Source organism: Streptomyces flavofungini (assembly GCF_014650815.1).
GTDB lineage: Bacteria > Actinomycetota > Actinomycetes > Streptomycetales > Streptomycetaceae > Streptomyces > Streptomyces flavofungini.
In genome coordinates, this window is record NZ_BMVR01000001.1 from 183,590 (window position 1) to 198,202 (window position 14,613).

The window sequence follows — 14,613 nt, forward strand, 5'->3', positions numbered from 1 at the left end:
CCCCGGGGCCGGGGGCCACGCACCGGTACCGGAGGACGTCCGGTGCCGGAGGGACCGCGAGCCGATGGGAGTACGCCGCCGCCATGACCGACGACGTCAGCGGACCGCCGCTGCCGCTGCTCCTGGACGCCGTCCTCAGCGTCGGCACCGAACTCGAACTCCGGGCCACGCTCCAGCACATCGTGGACAGCGCGGTACGTCTGACCGGGGCTCGGCGGGGTGTGCTGAGGGTGAGTGACGCGGGGGGTGGGGGTGCGGGGGACGTGTTCGCGGCGGGCGACATGCCGCTGCCCGATGACACAGCCACAGCCACAGCCACGGCCACCGCCACCGCCATGCCGTCCGGCACGGCCGCGTCCGCCGATGCCCCGTCCGGCGTGGGCCCGGGCTCGTTGAGCGTCCCCATCCTCGTGCACGACAAGGAGTTCGGCACCCTCCATCTCACCGCCGGGGCCGCCGGGGTGTTCAGCGACGCCGACCGCGGGCTGTTGCGGATCCTCGCCGGGCAGGCGGGGATCGCCGTCGGCAACGCCCGCCTGTACGAGACCGCCCGGCAGCGGGAACGCTGGATCGAGGGCGCCGCCGCCGTCACCACCGCCCTGCTCACCGGCGAGGCCGCCGCCGACGCCCTGATGACGGTCGCTCAGCAGGCGCGGCTGCTCGCGGGGGCAGCGGCCGGTGTCGTCCTGCAGCCCACACCGGCGGGCGGGATGTCGATCGTGGCGGCGGCTACGGATGGTGGGGGCGGCGCGGGCGGTGGGCTTTCGCCCGAGCGGCGCCGGCACCCCGCCGCTGCCGCCCAGAACGACCTCATCGGCACCACCATCGAACCCGGCAGCACCGTCCTCGAACAACTCCTCGGCGGCGAACCGGTGTTCATCGAGGACTCCGCGACCGACCCCCGTATGACGACCCGCGTACGGTCCCGCTTCGGGCCCAGCATGATGCTGCCCCTCCAGGCGGGCGGCCGCCTCATCGGCACCCTCGCGCTCCCCCGCCGCCGCGGCGACCACCCCTACACGGCCGTCGAACGGCTCCTCGCCACCCAGTTCGCCTCCCAGGCCGCGCTCGCCCTCGTCCTCGCCGACGCGCAGCAGTCCCGGCAGCGGCTCGCCGTCTTCGAGGACCGCGACCGGATCGCCCGCGACCTGCACGACCTCGTCGTCCAACGGCTCTTCGCCACCGGCATGATGCTGGAGTCGACGCGGCGCAGGGCCGGGGCGGCGCCGGTGGGGACGGCGCTCGATCAGGCCGTGGACGAGTTGGAGTCCACCATCCAGGAGGTGCGGACGGCGATCTTCGCGCTGCAGCAGCCGCCCGCCGACGCGCCGACCACCTTCCGGGGGAAGGTGCTCAAGGAGACGGCCGGGGCGGCCGCGGTCCTCGGCGTCCAGCCGTCCGTCCACTTCATCGGCGCGGTCGACACCCGCGTCACCGACCCCGCCGCGGGACGGCTCCTGCGGGCCCTGCGCCGGGCCCTCGCCGCGGCGTCCCGGCGTATCGCCGTCACGCGGGTCGATGTCGCCGTCGACGCGGGGTGCGTGCTGCCCGACGGGCGGGGTGGGGTGCGGCTCACCGTGTACGACGACGGGGAGACGGACGGGGTGAGCGCGGGGACCACGGTGACGTGGCAGGCACCGCTGTAGCTTCCTCGCCGGGGGCTCCCCGACCCCGCCCCTTTCCCCGAAACCGGTGGCTCCGCCCCCGGCCCCCCCGTATCGGCCTGAACGGCCTCGTCCGCAAGCGCCGGACAGGCTGATGGTGGGCCGGAGGGCGCGAGCAGGGGCCCGCCTACAGCGACACCACCGACACCTCCGTCGCCTTCACGCTGGTCCACACCCGGGCCCCGTCCGCGAGGCCGAGTTCGGCGGCCGCGGCAGGGGTGATCTCGGCGACGAGGTCGGGCGCGTCCGGGGAGGTGATGAGGACGCGCAGACGGCTCCCGGCGGCGGTGATCTCACGGACGGTGCCGGACCACACGTTGCGCGGGCTGCCCGCGGGCTTCTCCCGGTGGACGGACACCGCTTCGGGGGCGATGACGGCGAGCACCCGGGCCCCGGCGTCGAACGGGTCGGCGACGACGAGCCGCCCCCCGCCCGCGAGGGCGAGCACACCGTCGGAGGCCACCGCGCCGGGCCAGGCGTTGCGGCCGAGCATCCGGGCCACCCACGGCGACCGGGGATGCCGGGTGACCTCCGCGGGCGGCGCGTCCTGCAGGGCCCGCCCCTCGTCGAGTACCAGAACCCGGTCGGCGAGGGACACCGCCTCGACGGGATCGTGCGTGACGATGAGGCACACCCCGCCGAAGCCGTCGAGATGCCCGCGCAGGGTGTGCCGCACGTGGGCCCGGGTCGTCTGGTCGAGCGCGGCGAGCGGCTCGTCGAGCAGCAGCAGCCGCGGCCGCGCGGCGAGGGCCCGGGCGAGGGCGACCCGCCCGGCCTGTCCGCCCGACAGCTGCGCGGGCTTGCGGTGCGCGAGGTGCCCGACGCCGAGCCGGTCGAGCCAGGCCCGCGCGGCCCGCCGGGCGGCCGCACGGGGTACGCCCTGGGCCCGCAGCCCGTACGCGGTGTTGCCGAGGGCACTCAAGTGCGGGAAGAGCGCCCCGTCCTGGGGCACCCAGGCGACCCCGCGCCGGTGCGGCGCGAGGGAGGTGACGTCGGTGTCGCCGAGGCGCAGGTCGGCGTGCGCGCGGGGCGTGAGGCCGAGGAGGGCGCGCAGGAGGGTGGTCTTGCCCGCGCCGTTGGGCCCGACGACGGCGATGGTGGTGCCGGGTTCGGCGTCGAGGCCGAGCCGGGTGAAGCCGGTGACGTCCGCGTGCAGCGCCCAACTCCCGCCGGACTCCGCCGGCTTGGCCAGGGGGTCGGCACCGGGCTCCGGCACGTCGTCGGTCAATGACCCGTGCACGGCGTGGGGCTCCCGTACGCCGTCGGCCCCCGCCCCCCGTACCGCACCCGGATCCGGTACGTCTTCGGTGCCCGGATCCCCCGCGTCTCCCCCGGACGTGTCCGGCACCCTCCGCCTCCCGCCGTCCCCCGACGGCCCCCCGCCTCCAGTCCACCGCCCCCGCAACGCCACCAGCACCGCCATCGCGATGGCAAGGAGCAGCAAGGACACCGACGTCGCCGCCTCCGGCGAATCCTGGAGGAGCAGGTACACCTGGAGCGGCAGCGTCTGCGTCGTCCCGGGCAGGTTCCCCGCGAACGTGATCGTCGCGCCGAACTCGCCGAGCGCCCGCGCCCAGGTGAGCGCCGCCCCGGCGGCCAGCCCGGGCGCGACCATGGGGAGGGTGACGGTGCGGAACACCCGGGCGGGGGACGCGCCGAGGGACGCCGCCGTCTCCTCGTAGCTGGGCCGCAGCCCGGCGATCGCGCCTTCCAGGCTGATGACGAGGAACGGCATGGAGACGAAGGTCGCCGCGACGACGGCACCGTAGGTGTGGAAGGGCAGGACGACGCCGAAGGTGTCCTCCAGCCAGGGCCCGAGGAGCCCGCGCCGCCCGAAGCCGAGCAGCAGCGCGACCCCGCCGACGGTCGGCGGCAGGACCATCGGCAGCAGCACGAGCGACCGGACGAGCGCCTTGCCGGGGAAGGGGACCCGCGCGAGCAGCCAGGCGAGGGGCACCCCGAGCAGCAGCGAGAAGCCCAGCGCCCAGAAGGACACGAGGAGCGACAGCTTGAGCGCCTCGGTCACTCCTGGGCTGGTCAGGTGGTCGCCGAGCTGCCCCCACTCCGTACGCGCCAGGACCCCGACGAGGGGCATCAGCAGGAACGCGACGCCGAGCAGCGCCGGTACGGCGAGCACGAACGGCGCGCGCACGCGGCCCCCGCCCGGCCGCGGTCGGCTGCGGAAGCGCTTCATCGGTGGGTCCTGACGTACGGGGTGGGTCAAGGGGGCACAGAGGGGAGCAGGCGGGGCGCCCGGCCGAGGTTACGGCTTCTGGAAGCCCGCCTTCTGGAGGATCTTCTGCGCCTCGGGCGTGCTGAGCCACTTCACGAACGCGTCCGCGGCCTCCTGGTGGCCGGATTCCTTGAGGGTGGCGGCCGGGTAGGACGCCACGGCGTTCTGCGCGTCGGGGATGGTGACGGCGTCGACCTTGTCGGGGGCGGTCGCGGCGTCCGTCTTGTAGACGATGCCCGCATCGGCCTCGCCGAGTTCGACCTTGCTGAGCACGCCGCGCACGCTCGTCTCCTGGGAGACGGGCTTGACCTTGAGCTGCTGCGCGTCGAGCACCTGCTGGCTGTAGCGGCCCACGGGCACCTCGGGGGCGGCGAGCACGACCTTGAGGCCGCTGTCGGTGAGGTCCTTGAGGCTCTTGATCTTCTTGGGGTTGCCGTCGCGGGTGGCGATGACGAGGCGGTTCTTGGCGATGACGGTCGAGGAGCCGACGTCGGACTTCAGGCCGTCCATGGTCAAGGTGTCGGCGGTGACCAGCGCGTCGGCGGGCGAACCCTGCTTGACCTGCGCGGCCAGTTCCTGCGACCCGGCGAAGGAGAAAGTGAGCTCGGTGCCCGGGTTCTTCTTCTCGTACGTGGTCTCGACGGTCTTGAACACGTCGGTGAGCGACGCGGCGGCGAGCACGGTCAGGTCGGCCTTGGGCGCGGCACCGGCCGTGCCGCCCTTGTCGCCCTTGTCCTTCTTGCTGTCGCCGTCGTCGTTGCCGCAGGCGGCGAGCGGGAGGAGCAGCGCGGCGGCGGCCACCGCGGCGGCGGCGCGGCGCCCGGCCCGCGGGGAGCGCAGGGCGCGGGAGACGGTCGCGGCAGGGGAAACGGGGGACATGAGCGGGACTCCTAGGAAGGCGTTCGCGGGTTCAGACGCGGTCGATGTGCACGCTGGTGGACTTCACGCGGGCGGTGGCCTCCACGCCGACCTCCAGGCCCAGTTCCTCCACCGCCTCGCGGGTGAGCAGCGAGACCAGGCGGTGCGGGCCCGCCTGGATCTCGACCTGCGCGGCCACGTCGCCGAGCTTCACGGCGGTGACGATGCCGGGGAAGGCGTTGCGCGCGGACGTGTACGTGTCCTCGTCCTCGGTGGTGCCGGGGCCGTTCTGGGCCAGCTCCACGGAGAACGCCGCCAGGTCGCGCCCGTCGATGACGCGTCGCCCGGCGTCGTCACGCCGGGTGACGACCCGGCCGGCGTCGGCCCAGCGGCGCGCGGTGTCGGGGCTGACGCCGAGGAGCCGGGCGGCCTGACCGATGGTGTAGGACTGCATGTGCAGCACGATAAGCCCGTTTGCCTGGCAGTTGTAAAAGTTCGGGCGAAGCTACATCGCAGATGCGAGGTGGTGTTCCACCGGCTGGACGAAGCCCCAAGGCGGCCGCCGCACCGGCGCCGGGGTGCCGTGGCCGCCCGGCCGCCCGTGGTCCGCTAGCGCGCCTCCGTGCTCCTTACGGTCAGGATCCGCACCGTCCGCTCCCCCGCGTGCCCGTCCCGCCCGTGCCAGCAGCGGTAGTTGTCGAGTACGAGGATGTCGCCCGCGTCGAGCCGGAAGCGCGGCAGGCCGTCCTCCAGGCCGTGCACGGCCCGGGTGAAGCGGTCCAGCATGGCGGTCACGTGCTCGGCGTCCGGGTCGCGGTGCAGCGGCGCCGCGCCGTCCGTGCGCCGCACGACGCGGCGCCCGGTGCGCGTCCACTCCACGTGCCGCCCCACGCGCGGCGTCGCGGGCAGTCCGCGCAGGCCCGCCCACGCCCCGTACAGGTCCACGTCGTATCCCGTCAGGAAGTCCCTCAGCTCGGGGTCCGCCGTCGCGAGACCGTCCACGAACCGGCCCGCGTCCAGCGCGAACGAATGCCCGCCGGACGGGGCCGGGCGCACGCACCGCACGAAGACGTGGTCCTCGTCCGGGTGGCGGCGCCTGCTGGGTACGCCGCCGACGTCCACCCGCACGTCGAAGCTGTCGGCGTGCAGGTGGACGGGGCCGCCGTCCCGGGAGGTGCGCAGCCGCTGCGGGTACAGCTCGCGGAGCCGGGCGCCGAGGACCTGCGCGGCGGCGAGGGTGAGGGGGTCGGCGCCGCCGGTGCCGTACGCGGACAGCACGACGGCGCCGTGCTCGGCGAGCAGCGCGGGCGCCTCGTCGACGCGGCCGGGCGGGACGCGGGGCGGTTCGATGCCGTGGCCGGGTGCGGTGGCCGGCCGGTGCTCGGCGGCCGACAGGTGATCACTCATCTCGTACGCCTTGCCGCGCGAACCCGCGCGCACTCGGCACCAGCGCCGCCGCCGCGGGCGCCGCGAAGCACAGCGCCGCGCACACCGCGAGCACGGGCCGGGGCCCGAAGTGCTCGATGGCCGGGGCGATCAGGGCGAGCCCGGCGGGCGCGAGGCCGTAGGACAGCATGAAGTCGAGGGACGAGACGCGGGCCAGCTTGTCCGGGGCCACCTCGCGCTGTGTCGCGGTGAACCAGGGCACGTTGAACAGCTCGATGCCGATCCCGGCGACCGCGTACGCGGCCACGACGACCGCCCAGTGCACGGGAAGCAGCAGGCTCAGCGGCGCGAAGCCGTACAGGCCGAGGCCCGCGAGCGCGGCCCAGCCCTGCGCGCGGGGGCGCCAGCGGGCGACGACGACGGCACCGCCGAGCGCGCCCAGGGTGTACGCGGTCATGGCGGCCGCGAGGACGAAGCCGGTGTCGTACGTGTCGCGGCTGACCAGCGGGAGCGCGACGCCGGTCGCCGAGTAGCCGGTGGAGATGACGACGGTCAGCGCGCCGAGCCCGGCGAGGAACCAGGGGTGGCGCCGCGCCTCGCGCAGGCCCTCGGCGAACTCCGCGAAGAACGACGGCCGTCGGCGTACGCCCTCGGCGTCCACGCCGTCGACACCGCCCGCGCCGTCCGCGCCGTCGGCCTCCGCCGCCCCCTGCCGTCCCGCGCCCGGCCCCGGCACCAGCGCCGCCACCAGCCACAGCACCCCGATCCCGAGGAGCAGCGTCCAGGTGTCGAGGGCGACCGCGAGCAACGCCGTCAGGGACGGCCCGGCGAGCGTGGTGGCCCGTACCGACAAGGTCATCGCCGCGTTCGCCGCCTGGCGGCGGTCCTCGTCGACGACTTCGGCGGTGAGCGCCTGGAAGGCGGGGCGGCAGGCACCCTGACCCGCGCCCGCGACCACGGCGGCGGCGATCATCAGTGGCAGCGACCGCCCGAGGCCCAGGGCGAGGAGCGGGGTCGCGGCCGCGGCGGCGAGGCCCGCCCAGAGGACGACGCCGCGCCGCGAGTACCGGTCGGCGAGGACACCGCCGACGGCGACGGCGACGAGGAAGCCCGCGGTACGGGCGGCGAGCAGCAGGCCGAGGGTCGCCGCGCCGATGGTGCGGTCGAGGACGGCGAGCCCGAGGACGAAGGGCAGCGCCCAGGTCGCGAGCCCGGACGCGGTGGTCGCGCCCCAGAGCCGCAGAAAGCCCAGATCCCGCAGCACCCCCGGCCCTCGGCCCGCCCCGTCGACCGCATCGGCCCCGTCGGCTCCCTCGCCCCCCTCGGCCTTCCCCACCCCGTCGCCCGTCCGTATCGGCGTAGTCGTCACGTCACGTACTCCTCTCTCCGGCCGTCCGCACGGACCTCTCCCGGCCCCCGGACGGATCTCGAAATCGTTATGCGGCCCCGTCCCGGCACCCAACTGACCTGCGAAGAGCGGTAGTTGACGATGCCCCGTGAGCCGCCGCCGAGCGGCGGAGCCCACCCCGGGACCCTTTAATGAAAATGATTGCCATTACAGTACCCTTATCGCGTCCCACCCGAGACCGGAGGTCCCATGCGTCACCGCCACCCCGCCCGCTTCGGCATAGCCGCCCTCGCCCTCGCCCTCACGGCCGTCGGCTGTTCGTCCTCCGACGGCGGCGGCTCCGCGTCGGACGACAAGGCGGGCGGCCGGGAGACGACCGTCACGAGCTGCGGCCGGAAGCTGAGCTTCGACGTGCCGCCCGAGCGCGCCGTGGCCCTCGACCAGTCCTCGACGGAGGTGCTGCTCGAACTCGGCCTCCAGAACCGCATGGCCGGTACGTCCAACCTGAAGACGAAGATCGCGCCCGAGTACAAGAAGGCGTACGACAAGGTCGACGTGCTCAGCCCGAAGATCCTCACGAGCGAGCAACTGCGCGCCGCGACACCGGACTTCACCCTCGGCGGCTTCACCGACTACTTCACCAAGGACCGCGTCGGCACCCGCGAGGAGCTGGCCGGCCTCGGCCTGCCGTCGTTCGTGAGCGCGGTGGACTGCCCGAAGCAGAACGCCGCCGAGGGCACGAAGTCACCGTTCGAGCTGCTCTTCCAGGACTACCGGGACCTCGGCCGGATCTTCGGCGTCGAGCAGCGGGCCGCGAAGCTGGTCAAGGACCAGCGGGCCACGCTCGCCGAGGCGGCGAAGACCGCGGACCGGGTCAAGGGCAAGCCCACCGTCGTGTGGCTGTACTCCGTGTACGGCGACACCCCGTACGTCGCGGGCAAGAGCGCGATCCCCAGCGAGATGAGCCGGACCGTCGGCGCGAAGAACGCCTTCGACGACATCGACGAGGACTGGCCGACCGTCACCTGGGAGCAGATCGCCGAGCGCGACCCGGACTTCATCGTGATCGGCGACCTGTCCGAACGCGGCAAGCCCGGCGACAGCGCGGCCGACAAGCTGAAGGCGATCCGGGCGAACCCGGTGATGTCGAAGCTCGACGCCGTCGGGAAGAAGCGGTTCATCGAGATCCCCGGCACCGAGATGGACCCGTCGGTCCGCACGGTCGGCGCGCTGCCGCGCCTCGCGGCCGGGATGAAGGACCTCGGGTATGTCCGCTAGCGCGGAGGCCCGTGCGCCGGTGGCCGCCGGGCCGGAACCAGGCGTCGGGGGCCCGGGGGGCGCGGGGGGTGTCGCGGACCTGCTGCACCCCTCGGCCCGCGGGATCCCGGAGTCCACGGCGACCGCCACGCCTGCGGCAAGCACGGCGACCGCGGGGGCGCCCACCCTGGACTCCGCCCCCGCACCAGCTCCAACAGCTCGCCGCTCCCGCCTGTCCGCCCCCTCGACGGCGACCCTCTACCTCCTCACCGGCCTCGCCCTGGTCCTCTCCCTCGTCGTGTCCGTCCGCATCGGCACCACCGACGTCTCGTACGCCGACGTGGTGCGCACGGCCGGGTTCCATCTGGGCCTGGACGTCGAGCCGTTGCCGCGTCTGGTGGACTCGCTGATCTGGGAGCTGCGGGTGCCGCGGGTGGTGATGGCGGCGCTCGTCGGGGCCTCGCTCGCGGTGTGCGGTGCGGCGCTGCAGGCGATCACGCGCAACGCGCTCGCCGACCCGTATCTGCTCGGCATCTCCTCGGGGGCGTCGACGGGCGCGGTCGCGGTCGTCGTGCTCGGTGTCGGGTCCGCCTCGCTCGGGGTGACCGGCGGCGCGTTCGTGGGCGCGCTGGTCTCGTTCGGGCTGCTGATGCTGCTGCTCAGGAAGGGCGGCCTGGACTCGGTGCGGGTGGTCCTGACCGGCGTGGTCGTGTCACAGCTCTTCACGGCGCTGACGTCGCTCGTCCTGATGGCGTCCGGCGACTCCGAGGCGATCCGGGCGATCACGCAGTGGCTGCTCGGCTCGATGGCCCCGGCACGCTGGGACACGACGGCGGTGACGGCCGCGGTGACGGCGGTGGGCCTGCTCGTGCTGTGGCTCAACTCGACGGCCCTGGACGGGTTCTCGTTCGGTACGGACACGGCGTCGTCGCTCGGTGTGGACGTCCGTACGACGCGCTGGGTGCTGCTCGTCGTGACGTCGCTGATGACGGCGGTGGCGGTGGCGTCGGTGGGCGCCATCGGGTTCGTCGGCCTGATCGTGCCGCACGGCGTGCGGTTCCTCGTCGGGCCGCTGCACCGGACGCTCCTTCCGCTGTCGGCGCTGGTGGGCGCGGTGTTCCTGGTGTGGACGGACGCGCTCGCACGGGTCGCGTTCGCGCCGCAGGAGGTGCCCGTCGGGGTGTTCACGGCGCTGCTCGGCGTGCCGCTGTTCCTGCTGGTGCTGCGGAAGCGGGGGGAGCTGTGAGGATCACCGCCGAAGGCCTCGCCTGGTCCGTGGCGGGCAAGCGCATCCTGACCGACGTCGGCCTGGACGTCGCGCCGGGCGAGACCGTCGGCCTGATCGGCCCCAACGGCTCCGGCAAGTCCACCCTGCTGCGCTGTCTCGCGGGGCTGCGCACACCGACGTCCGGCTCGGTCTCGTACGACAAGGAGCCGATCCGGTCGTGGAGCGCGCGCCGGATCGCCCGGCACGTCGCGTTCGTGGAGCAGGCCGCCGACACCGACAGCGATCTGCGGGTCGCCGACGTGGTGGGCCTCGGCCGGACGCCCTTCGGCGACCGGTGGCGCGGCTTCGGCGCGCGGGACCGGGCCGTCGTGGCCGCGGCCCTCGCCCGCCTCGGCCTGACCGGCCTGCGCGAACGCCCCTGGAAGGCCCTGTCGGGCGGCGAGCGCCAACGCGCCCACATCGCCCGCGCCCTGGCCCAGCAGCCGTACGCGATCCTGCTCGACGAGCCGACCAACCACCTCGACGTGAAGCACCAGTTGGAACTGCTCGGCCTGCTCGCGGCCACCGACCAGACGGTCCTGGTCGCGCTGCACGACCTGTCGCTCGCCGCCCGCTACTGCGACCGCCTGCTCCTGCTGCACGACGGCCGCCTGGTCGCCGACGGCCCACCGGCGGACGTCCTGACGCCCGGGCTCCTCGCCGAGGTGTTCGAGGTGGACGCGGTGACGGGGCCGGACGCGCTCGGGCACTTCGCGGTCACCTACCGGGGCCCTGTCGCCGCGCCCCCGGCCGGCCCGCTCCCCTCCCCGTCCACCGACACCCCCTCCCCCGAACCCGCCGACTCCCCCACTCCCAAGGAGATCTGATGGACAGCAAGGCCACCGGAGCCGCCCTGCTCGACCAGCTTCCGCCGCCGCTGCCCGCCGAGCGCATCGTCGCGCTCAACCAGCCCAAGGCGGACCTGCACACCCCCCGCTCGTACACCTGGAACGGCTGGTCCTTCGACGTGCCGCCCGGCGTGTTCATACCCGGCTGGACCAGCCGCCTCATCCACGAGCGGCTGCTCGACGGCCGCATCGAGACGCGCTTTCGCCGGTACGCGGCGATGGGCGCCGGGCTCGGTGTGGAGGCGGTGGCGGCGGGCGTGCGCGGGGCCCGTGAGATCTACGCGCTCGACGTGCACCCCGAGAGCGTCGCCACGGCGGCCCGGCACTACGCCCGGCTGGTCGGCGAGCGCTCGGGCGCGGACCTCGTCCCGGTCGTCGGCGACCTCTTCGCCGGACTGCCCGACGGCGTCCGGCTCGACGTCGTGACGTTCAATCCGCCCGCGGTCAGCCAGCAGGTCAGCGAGGACCCCGACGTCGTACGCAATGTGTGCGTGGGCGCGCCGCTGCTCGCGCGGTTCTTCGCGCAGCTCGCCGAGCGGGAGCTGCTCGCGCCGGGCGGTGAGGTGTACGTGATCGTGTCCAACACCGCCGATCTGCGGGCCATCGTCGGGGACGCGCTGGCCAGGGGCTTCACGGCGGAGGTCGACCATCTGCACGACTGGGAGGACGGCGTGCTGACGTTCCTCCTCAAGTTCGAGCGCGCGCCCCGGTCCGCTTCCCAGTCCGCCCAGTCCACCCAGGCCGCCCAGCCCGCCCAGCTCATCCGCGGAGGACTCGCGTGAAGACCGTCGACGAACTCCTGTCCGCCGTACTCTCCGGTGAACTCGGCCCCGATCCGGCCGAGTTGACCGCGACCAGCGTGTTCTGGATCCACCACGGCACGCGTCTCGCGGGCGGCGATGTCACCTACCTCAACCAGTACGTCCTCGTGCGCGTCGGCGGGGCCTTCGGCGGCTGCGCCTTCGAGGCGGGCGAGATCGACCCGGCCATCTGCCGGGACGCGTCGGGCAGTTCGCTGGCCACGCTGCTCCGGGAGGCGCCGAGGGCGCTGCGGACGGCCGCGCTCGACGCGTACCTGGCCGCCGTCGCCCCGCACCGCGAGGCCCCCGGAGCCGAGCCGGTGACGCTGCCCGCGGGTCCGCCGGAGGTCCGCGCGGTGGCGCGGGACACGGCCATCGCGGGCCTCCTCGACATCGCGCCGGGCGCCAGGGTCGCGCTGATCGGCGTCGTCAACCCGCTCGTCGCGGCGATCCGCGAGCGCGGCGGCGATCCGCTGCCCTGCGACCTCAATCTGCGCACGACCCAGTGGGGCGACCCCGTCAGCGACGACATGCACGAGGTGCTCGCCGCGGCCGACGCCGTCGTCGCCACCGGCATGACCCTCAGCAACGGCACCTTCGACACGATCCTCGCCCGCTGCCGCGAACGCGGCGTGCCGCTGATCGTGTACGCGCAGTCGGGCAGCGCGGTGGCCCGGGCGTTCCTGGGCGCGGGGGTGACCGCGCTGTCCGCGGAGCCGTTCCCGTTCTCCCAGTTCAGCGCCGAGCCGACGGCGCTGTACCGGTACCGGGCGGCGCCGCGTGCGAAGGGCGGGTCGTGACGAACCGGGCGCCGAAGGACGGCCCCGGGACGGGCACGGGCACGACCCCCGGCACGGGCACCACCCCCGGCACCGGCACCGGCCACGCCGCCTGTCACCACGGCGAGATCCTGCAGGGCGTCTTCCTCGACGACCACGGGCGGCGCCGCGCCGGTCTGGTCACCCTGCCGATGGCCGCCCTCGGCACCCGCGCGGAGTTCGTACGCCGCCCGGGGGCCGAGGACGTGACGGTGCTGCCCGCCGACCGCACCAAGGCGCTGCGGGCCGCCACGTACGCGATGGCGGAGTGCGCGACGCACTGCCAGGAGCCGTTGTGCGGCGGCGAGTTGAGGCTCACGGGCGCCATCCCCGTGGGCCTCGGCATGGGCTCGTCGAGCAGTGATGTGATCGCCGCGGTGCGCGCGGTCGCGGACGCGTTCGGCGTGCGCCTCGCGCCGGAGGCCATCGCGCGGCTCGCGGTGCGCGCCGAGCGGGCGTCGGACCCGCTGATGCTGGACGGCCGCCCGCTCCTGTTCGCCCAGCGGGAGGGCCGGGTCCTTGAGGAGCTCGGCGCCGCGCTGCCGCCCGCGGTCGTCGTCGGCTGCGCGCTCGGCGGCGGGCGGCCGGTGGACACCCTCGCGCTGCCGACGCGCGGGTACGACGACGAGGACGTGCGCGCGTACGAGCGGCTGCGCGCCCTGCTGCGGCGGGCCGTCGCCACGGCGGATCCGGTGCTGCTCGGCCATGTCGCGACCGAGAGCGCCCGGCGCGGCCAACGCGTGCTTCCGCACGAGGAGTTCGGGGAGCTGACGGCGATCGCGGGCCGGGTCGGCGCGGTGGGCGTGCAGGTCGCGCACAGCGGCAATGTGGCGGGCCTGCTGTTCGACCCGGCGGCGCCGGACCTGCGGGGTCGGCTGCGCCGCTGCTCCCAGGCGCTCGCGGCGGCGGGCATCCCGGCGACGTACACCTTCGCGACGACCTCGCAGGGCTCCACCCCGCACGCCCCGCGCCTTCCGCCCCGTTCCCCCATCCCCTGCCCGAGTTCACCCATCAGCGAGGAGCCCACCCATGGACGAGAGGTCCGAGAGGGACGAGAGGTCCGAGAGAGCCGAGACGGACGAGCACATCGCGGAGGCGATCGGCCGCCCCGACCTGATACGTGTCGACGAGGGGCTCATCTGCCTGCGCTTTGAGACCATGAAGGTGGTGTCGGCGCTCGCCGCGGTCCGCCATCTGCTCGACACCGGCGCGGTGCGCCGCGGCGACACCCTCCTCGACAGCTCCAGCGGCATCTACGCGTACGCCCTCGCCCTGGCCTGCCACCGCTACGGCATGCGCTGCCACATCATCGGCTCCACCACCGTCGACCACACCCTGCGCACCCAACTCGACATCCTGGGCGCCCACTTGGAGCAGATGCCGCCGAGCGCCGACCTGAAGCTGGACCAGAAGCGGCGGGTCGCCCGCGTGCACGAGATCCTGCGCGCGCACCCCGAGTACCACTGGATGCGGCAGTACCACGACGACATCCACTATCTCGGCTACCGCGCGATCGCCGACCGCGTCCGCGCGGCGGCCCCCGCGGACGGCTCGCCGCTCACGCTGGTCGGCGGGGTCGGCTCGGGCGCGTCGACGGGCGCCCTGGCCCGCTATCTGCGTGCGGACGGCGCGGGCCCGGTGCGGCTCGCGGGCGTGCAGCCCTTCGGCAGCGTCACGTTCGGCAGCGAGCACGTGGCCGACCCGGAGATCATCATCGCGGGGATCGGCAGCTCGATCCCGTTCGCCAACGTGTCGCACGCCGCGTACGACACCGTCCACTGGCTGTCGTTCGACACCGCCCTCTCCGGCAGCGTCGCCCTGCTGCGCCGCCACGCCGTCTTCGCGGGCCTGTCCACCGGCGCGAGCTACGCGGCGGCCCGCTGGGAACACGCCCAGGTCCCCGGCGGCACCACGGTGTTCCTCGCCGCCGACACCGGCCACCGCTACGTCGACACGGTCTTCGCCCGGCACGCCGGTGCCGCCGACCTCGACGACCTGGCGCCCCGCTCGGTGTCGTCCCTGGACGAGCTCGCGCTGCCGTGGTCGCGGATGGAGTGGGACGGCGCGGGGGCGCCCGCCCGGGCGGAGGCGGCGTTCGGGGCCGCTTAGGGGTGGCTCGGGCGGCCCTCCGAGG

The 14,613-nt window shown here is 74.6% G+C and carries 13 protein-coding genes; 8 read left to right on the forward strand and 5 right to left on the reverse strand.

Going from position 1 to position 14,613, the window contains the following annotated elements; all coding sequences use genetic code 11:
• Positions 1-83: 83 nt before the first annotated feature.
• Positions 84-1,646 carry a GAF domain-containing protein gene (locus tag IE274_RS00775; RefSeq protein WP_190113567.1) on the forward strand — a complete coding sequence of 521 codons (1,563 nt, stop codon included), beginning with the start codon at positions 84-86 and terminating at the stop codon, positions 1,644-1,646.
• Positions 1,647-1,791: 145 nt separating this feature from the next.
• Here the strand turns inward: IE274_RS00775 and IE274_RS00780 are convergent, their stop codons facing one another.
• The 5 genes from IE274_RS00780 to IE274_RS00800 all read right to left on the reverse strand — a co-directional run bounded on the left by IE274_RS00780 (position 1,792) and on the right by IE274_RS00800 (position 7,384).
• Positions 1,792-3,858: an ABC transporter permease gene (locus tag IE274_RS00780; RefSeq protein WP_190113568.1), complete on the reverse strand. Its 2,067-nt coding sequence runs from the start codon at positions 3,856-3,858 to the stop codon at positions 1,792-1,794.
• A gap of 69 nt (positions 3,859-3,927) precedes the next feature.
• Positions 3,928-4,776, reverse strand: coding sequence for a molybdate ABC transporter substrate-binding protein (gene modA, locus IE274_RS00785; RefSeq protein WP_190113569.1), 849 nt, complete (start codon positions 4,774-4,776; stop codon positions 3,928-3,930).
• Between the two features lie 31 nt (positions 4,777-4,807).
• On the reverse strand, positions 4,808-5,209 hold the full coding sequence (locus tag IE274_RS00790; protein WP_190113570.1) for a TOBE domain-containing protein: 402 nt from the start codon (positions 5,207-5,209) through the stop codon (positions 4,808-4,810).
• 155 nt (positions 5,210-5,364) lie between these two features.
• Positions 5,365-6,162 carry a TauD/TfdA family dioxygenase gene (locus IE274_RS00795; protein ID WP_190113571.1) on the reverse strand — a complete coding sequence of 266 codons (798 nt, stop codon included), beginning with the start codon at positions 6,160-6,162 and terminating at the stop codon, positions 5,365-5,367.
• The gene (locus IE274_RS00800) at positions 6,155-7,384 is read right to left on the reverse strand and encodes an MFS transporter (RefSeq protein WP_229909157.1); all 1,230 of its coding nucleotides are present in this window, start codon (positions 7,382-7,384) and stop codon (positions 6,155-6,157) included. Before IE274_RS00800 ends, IE274_RS00795 begins: the two co-directional genes overlap by 8 nt.
• A 354-nt stretch (positions 7,385-7,738) precedes the next feature.
• On the opposite strand from IE274_RS00800, the gene IE274_RS00805 reads away from it, so the two are divergent.
• The 7 genes from IE274_RS00805 to IE274_RS00835 are packed head-to-tail and all read left to right on the forward strand — an operon-like array spanning position 7,739 to position 14,588.
• On the forward strand, positions 7,739-8,767 hold the full coding sequence (locus tag IE274_RS00805; protein ID WP_190113572.1) for an ABC transporter substrate-binding protein: 1,029 nt from the start codon (positions 7,739-7,741) through the stop codon (positions 8,765-8,767).
• Positions 8,757-9,992, forward strand: a complete 1,236-nt coding sequence (locus IE274_RS00810; RefSeq protein ID WP_229909067.1) for a FecCD family ABC transporter permease — start codon at positions 8,757-8,759, stop codon at positions 9,990-9,992. The genes IE274_RS00805 and IE274_RS00810 overlap by 11 nt, the downstream gene beginning before the upstream one ends.
• Positions 9,989-10,840 (forward strand): ABC transporter ATP-binding protein, encoded by an 852-nt coding sequence (locus IE274_RS00815; RefSeq protein ID WP_190113573.1) that lies wholly within the window; start codon positions 9,989-9,991, stop codon positions 10,838-10,840. Before IE274_RS00810 ends, IE274_RS00815 begins: the two co-directional genes overlap by 4 nt.
• Positions 10,840-11,643 (forward strand): class I SAM-dependent methyltransferase, encoded by an 804-nt coding sequence (locus IE274_RS00820; protein WP_190113574.1) that lies wholly within the window; start codon positions 10,840-10,842, stop codon positions 11,641-11,643. Before IE274_RS00815 ends, IE274_RS00820 begins: the two co-directional genes overlap by 1 nt.
• Positions 11,640-12,461 carry a Rossmann-like domain-containing protein gene (locus IE274_RS00825; protein WP_190113575.1) on the forward strand — a complete coding sequence of 274 codons (822 nt, stop codon included), beginning with the start codon at positions 11,640-11,642 and terminating at the stop codon, positions 12,459-12,461. Before IE274_RS00820 ends, IE274_RS00825 begins: the two co-directional genes overlap by 4 nt.
• Entirely contained in the window at positions 12,458-13,633 is a 1,176-nt protein-coding gene (locus IE274_RS00830; RefSeq protein WP_229909068.1) for a GHMP family kinase ATP-binding protein, read from the forward strand. The genes IE274_RS00825 and IE274_RS00830 overlap by 4 nt, the downstream gene beginning before the upstream one ends.
• The gene (locus IE274_RS00835) at positions 13,596-14,588 is read left to right on the forward strand and encodes a pyridoxal-phosphate dependent enzyme (protein WP_229909159.1); all 993 of its coding nucleotides are present in this window, start codon (positions 13,596-13,598) and stop codon (positions 14,586-14,588) included. Before IE274_RS00830 ends, IE274_RS00835 begins: the two co-directional genes overlap by 38 nt.
• The last annotated feature ends 25 nt before the right edge of the window (positions 14,589-14,613 follow it).

Bases quoted from the DNA above. Each gene is read 5' to 3' on its own strand.
- IE274_RS00775 (WP_190113567.1), top strand. From the start codon at position 84: ATGACCGACGACGTCAGCGGACCGCCGCTGCCGCTGCTCCTGGACGCC.
- IE274_RS00780 (WP_190113568.1), bottom strand. From the start codon at position 3,858: ATGAAGCGCTTCCGCAGCCGACCGCGGCCGGGCGGGGGCCGCGTGCGC.
- modA (WP_190113569.1), bottom strand. From the start codon at position 4,776: ATGTCCCCCGTTTCCCCTGCCGCGACCGTCTCCCGCGCCCTGCGCTCC.
- IE274_RS00790 (WP_190113570.1), bottom strand. From the start codon at position 5,209: ATGCAGTCCTACACCATCGGTCAGGCCGCCCGGCTCCTCGGCGTCAGC.
- IE274_RS00795 (WP_190113571.1), bottom strand. From the start codon at position 6,162: ATGAGTGATCACCTGTCGGCCGCCGAGCACCGGCCGGCCACCGCACCC.
- IE274_RS00805 (WP_190113572.1), top strand. From the start codon at position 7,739: ATGCGTCACCGCCACCCCGCCCGCTTCGGCATAGCCGCCCTCGCCCTC.
- IE274_RS00810 (WP_229909067.1), top strand. From the start codon at position 8,757: ATGTCCGCTAGCGCGGAGGCCCGTGCGCCGGTGGCCGCCGGGCCGGAA.
- IE274_RS00820 (WP_190113574.1), top strand. From the start codon at position 10,840: ATGGACAGCAAGGCCACCGGAGCCGCCCTGCTCGACCAGCTTCCGCCG.